The organism is Planococcus sp. NCCP-2050 (assembly GCF_023708025.1).
GTDB lineage: Bacteria > Bacillota > Bacilli > Bacillales_A > Planococcaceae > Planococcus.
This window is the reverse complement of record NZ_BRCX01000012.1, coordinates 1-3,039: the sequence shown is the minus strand read 5'-3', so window position 1 is coordinate 3,039 and position 3,039 is coordinate 1. Positions and strand designations below refer to the sequence as shown.

The window sequence follows — 3,039 nt, the reverse complement described above, 5'->3', positions numbered from 1 at the left end:
AACTTGTTCTTTGAAAACTGGATAAAACGACATTGAAACAAATTGAAACAAGCAATTCATGCAAGCACGATCCCAATTGGGATCCACTTTTTAACAAACCGCTTGGTTAAGTTAGAAAGGGCGCACGGTGAATGCCTTGGCACTAGGAGCCGAAGAAGGACGGCACTAACACCGATATGCTTCGGGGAGCTGTAAGTGAGCTGTGATCCGGAGATTTCCGAATGGGGGAACCCACCGCCTTTAATGGGGCGGTATCCATGTGTGAATACATAGCACATGAGAAGGCAGACCCAGGGAACTGAAACATCTAAGTACCTGGAGGAAGAGAAAGCAAATGCGATTCCCTGAGTAGCGGCGAGCGAAACGGGAACAGCCCAAACCAAGAGGCTTGCCTCTTGGGGTTGTAGGACACTCATTGTGGAGTTACAAAATCCGAATTTAAGCGAAGCGACCTGGAACGGTCCGCGAGACAAGGTAACAGCCCTGTAGCTGAAAGGTTCGGATCTCCCGAGTGGATCCTGAGTACGGCGGAACACGTGAAATTCCGTCGGAATCCGGGAGGACCATCTCCCAAGGCTAAATACTCCCTAGTGACCGATAGTGAACCAGTACCGTGAGGGAAAGGTGAAAAGCACCCCGGAAGGGGAGTGAAACAGATCCTGAAACCGTGTGCCTACAAGTAGTCAAAGCCCGTTCATGGGTGATGGCGTGCCTTTTGTAGAATGAACCGGCGAGTTACGATTGCATGCAAGGTTAAGCTGAGAAGGCGGAGCCGCAGCGAAAGCGAGTCTGAATAGGGCGAATGAGTATGCAGTTGTAGACCCGAAACCAGGTGATCTACCCATGTCCAGGGTGAAGGTAAGGTAACACTTACTGGAGGCCCGAACCCACGCACGTTGAAAAGTGCGGGGATGAGGTGTGGGTAGCGGAGAAATTCCAATCGAACCTGGAGATAGCTGGTTCTCTCCGAAATAGCTTTAGGGCTAGCCTCAATCTTTGAGAATCCTGGAGGTAGAGCACTGTTTGGACTAGGGGCCCATCCCGGGTTACCGAATTCAGACAAACTCCGAATGCCAGTGATTTATGATTGGGAGTCAGACTGCGAGTGATAAGATCCGTAGTCAAGAGGGAAACAGCCCAGACCACCAGCTAAGGTCCCCAAATATCCGTTAAGTGGAAAAGGATGTGGCGTTGCTTAGACAACCAGGATGTTGGCTTAGAAGCAGCCATCATTTAAAGAGTGCGTAATAGCTCACTGGTCGAGTGACACTGCGCCGAAAATGTACCGGGGCTAAACGGATTACCGAAGCTGTGGATGGACCTCATCTGAGGTCCGTGGTAGGAGAGCGTTCTAAGGGCGTTGAAGTCAGACCGGAAGGACTGGTGGAGCGCTTAGAAGTGAGAATGCCGGTATGAGTAACGAAAGACGGGTGAGAATCCCGTCCACCGAATGCCTAAGGTTTCCTGAGGAAGGCTCGTCCGCTCAGGGTCAGTCGGGACCTAAGTCGAGGCCGATAGGCGTAGACGATGGACAACAGGTTGATATTCCTGTACCACCTCCCCGCCGTTTGAGCAATGGGGGGACGCAGAAGGATAAGGTGAGCGCGCCGTTGGTTGTGCGCGTCCAAGCAGTGAGGCGTGGAATGAGGCAAATCCCATTCCTGATACGTTAAGCTGTGACGGCAAGAGGATTCATCCTCGAGTCCCTGATTTCACACTGCCAAGAAAAGCCTCTAGCGAGGCGGGAGGTGCCCGTACCGCAAACCGACACAGGTAGGCGAGAAGAGAATTCTAAGGTGAGCGAGTGAACTCTCGTTAAGGAACTCGGCAAAATGACCCCGTAACTTCGGGAGAAGGGGTGCTCTGGTAGGGTGTTAAAGCCCGAGAGAGCCGCAGTGAATAGGCCCAGGCGACTGTTTAGCAAAAACACAGGTCTCTGCAAAACCGTAAGGTGACGTATAGGGGCTGACGCCTGCCCGGTGCTGGAAGGTTAAGGGGAGTGCTTAGCGCAAGCGAAGGTGCGAACTGAAGCCCCAGTAAACGGCGGCCGTAACTATAACGGTCCTAAGGTAGCGAAATTCCTTGTCGGGTAAGTTCCGACCCGCACGAAAGGCGTAACGATCTGGGCACTGTCTCAACGAGAGACTCGGTGAAATTATAGTACCTGTGAAGATGCAGGTTACCCGCGACAGGACGGAAAGACCCCGTGGAGCTTTACTGTAGCCTGATATTGAATTTTGGTGCAACTTGTACAGGATAGGTAGGAGCCTTTGAGCCCGGAGCGCCAGCTTCGGAGGAGGCGTCGGTGGGATACTACCCTGGTTGTATTGAAATTCTAACCCACACCCCTGATCGGGGTGGGAGACAGTGTCAGGCGGGCAGTTTGACTGGGGCGGTCGCCTCCTAAAGAGTAACGGAGGCGCCCAAAGGTTCCCTCAGAATGGTTGGAAATCATTCGCAGAGTGTAAAGGCACAAGGGAGCTTGACTGCGAGACGTACAGGTCGAGCAGGGTCGAAAGACGGGCTTAGTGATCCGGTGGTTCCGCATGGAAGGGCCATCGCTCAACGGATAAAAGCTACCCCGGGGATAACAGGCTTATCTCCCCCAAGAGTCCACATCGACGGGGAGGTTTGGCACCTCGATGTCGGCTCATCGCATCCTGGGGCTGTAGTCGGTCCCAAGGGTTGGGCTGTTCGCCCATTAAAGCGGTACGCGAGCTGGGTTCAGAACGTCGTGAGACAGTTCGGTCCCTATCCGTCGCGGGCGCAGGAAATTTGAGAGGAGCTGTCCTTAGTACGAGAGGACCGGGATGGACACACCGCTGGTGTACCAGTTGTTCTGCCAAGGGCATCGCTGGGTAGCTATGTGTGGCCGGGATAAGTGCTGAAAGCATCTAAGCACGAAGCCCCCCTCAAGATGAGATTTCCCATTGCGCAAGCAAGTAAGATCCCTCAAAGACGATGAGGTAGATAGGTTCGAGGTGGAAGCGTGGCGACACGTGCAGCTGACGAATACTAATCGATCGAGGACTTAACCAA

The 3,039-nt window shown here is 53.3% G+C and carries 1 rRNA gene; it reads left to right on the top strand.

Annotation, left to right across the window (positions count from 1 at the left end):
* The first annotated feature begins 104 nt into the window (after window positions 1-104).
* Window positions 105-3,039, top strand: a 23S ribosomal RNA gene (locus NFU07_RS17615).